This is a genomic window from Burkholderia sp. Tr-20355 (genome assembly GCF_017104685.1).
Classification (GTDB): Bacteria; Pseudomonadota; Gammaproteobacteria; order Burkholderiales; family Burkholderiaceae; genus Burkholderia; species Burkholderia seminalis.
Genome location: NZ_JAAGPK010000365.1, coordinates 1 through 1868 on the forward strand (window position 1 = coordinate 1; position 1868 = coordinate 1868).

The 1868-nt window shown below is 68.4% G+C and carries 2 protein-coding genes; both read right to left on the reverse strand.

Annotation, left to right across the window (positions count from 1 at the left end):
* Positions 1 to 456 (reverse strand): alpha-E domain-containing protein (locus G3N62_RS35370; RefSeq protein ID WP_206141543.1); only part of this gene is annotated, 456 nt, incomplete at its 3' end.
* Positions 457 to 520: 64 nt separating this feature from the next.
* The coding region (locus G3N62_RS35375; RefSeq protein WP_034191221.1) for a circularly permuted type 2 ATP-grasp protein at positions 521 to 1868 on the reverse strand (1348 nt) is incomplete at its 5' end.

Sequence of the window (1868 nt, forward strand, 5' to 3'; positions counted from 1 at the left end):
CATCGTGCTGTAGAAGCTGCCGAGGATCAGCGCGGTTTCGCGCTTCACTTCGTCGAGCACGGCCGGCAGCTCGCTCTCCGGCACCGGCTGCGCCAGCGCGCGGCGCAGCGCGAGCCACGCGCCGTTCACGCTTTCCCACGCCTCGCGCGTGAGCGCCGTGCGCACCATCCGCGCGTTCGAGCGCGCGGCCTCGATGCACGACAGCACGCTCGACGGGTTGTCGCGGTCGCGCAGCAGGTAGTCGGTCACCGTATCGGCCGCATACGCGTCGTATTTCTCCCGGTAGCCGTCGTCCGCGCCCGAGCTGACGAGCACCGACGACCATTCGGCCGGCGCGTCGGACGTGCGCGTGAGCGCCATCCGCAGCCCGGCATCGACGATGCGCGCGATGTTCTCCGCGCGCTCGATATAGCGGTACATCCAGTAGAGCCCGCTTGCAGTACGTCCCAGAAGCATCTCGTGTCCACTCCGTCTTCGTTCGGTTCGCGCGCCGGCTGCGGCGCGCGCGGTCGCATCCGGCTCAGTCGGCCAGCACCCAGGTGTCCTTGGTGCCGCCGCCCTGGCTCGAGTTGACGACCAGCGATCCCTCCTTCAGCGCCACGCGCGTGAGCCCGCCCGGCGTGATGCGGATCCGGTCTGACACCAGCACGAACGGCCGCAGGTCGACGTGGCGCGGCGCGAGGCCGGCGTCGGTGAGGATCGGCGTCGTGGACAGCGCGAGCGTCGGCTGCGCGATGTAGTTCGCCGGACGCGCGCGCAGCTTCGCGGAAAACGCCTCGAGCTCGGCCTTCGACGCGCACGGGCCGACCAGCATCCCGTAGCCGCCCGAGCCGTGCACTTCCTTCACGACCAGTTCGTCGAGATGCTCGAGCACGTACTTCAGGCTGTCGGCCTCGCCGCAGCGCCAGGTCGGCACGTTCTCCAGCAGCGCCTTGCGCCCCGTGTAGAACTCGACGATCTCCGGCATGTACGAGTAGATCGCCTTGTCGTCGGCGATGCCGGTGCCCGGCGCGTTCGCGATCGTGATGTTGCCGGCGCGGTACACGTCCATGATCCCCGCCACGCCGAGCACCGAATCGGGGCGAAACGTGAGCGGATCGAGGAAGGCGTCGTCGACGCGGCGGTACAGCACGTCGATCGGCTGGAAGCCCTCGGTCGTGCGCATCGCGACGCGGCCGTCGATCACCTGCAGGTCGCTGCCCTCGACGAGGTGCACGCCCATCTGGTCGGCGAGGAACGAGTGTTCGTAGTACGCGGAATTGTGGATGCCGGGCGTGAGCACGGCGACGGTCGGGTTGTCGGCGTTGCCGCCCGGCGGGCACACCGCGGCCAGCGACTGGCGCAGCATCTGCGGATAGGTCTCGACCGGGCGCACCTTCACCTGCTGGAACAGCTCCGGGAAGAGCTGCATCATGGTCTCGCGGTTTTCCAGCATGTAGGACACGCCGGAGGGCGTGCGCGCGTTGTCCTCCAGCACGTAGAACTGGTTCTCGGCGGTGCGCACGATGTCGACGCCGATGATGTGCGTGTACACGTTGCCGGGCGGCCGGAAGTCGATCATCTCCGGGATGAACGCCTCGTTGTGCGCGATCAGGTGCTTGGGCACGATGCCCGCGCGCACGATTTCCTGGCGGTGGTAGATGTCGTCGAGGAAGGCGTTCAGCGCCATCACGCGCTGCTCGATGCCGAGCGAGAGGCGGCTCCATTCGGCGCCCGAGATGATGCGCGGGACGATGTCGAACGGAATCAGCCGCTCGGCGGCCTCCGCGTCGCCGTAGACGGCGAACGTGATGCCCGTCTTGCGGAACACGCCTTCCGCGTCGTGGGCTTTCTGGGCGAGGCTCGCGGGATTCTGCGTGTCGAGCCAT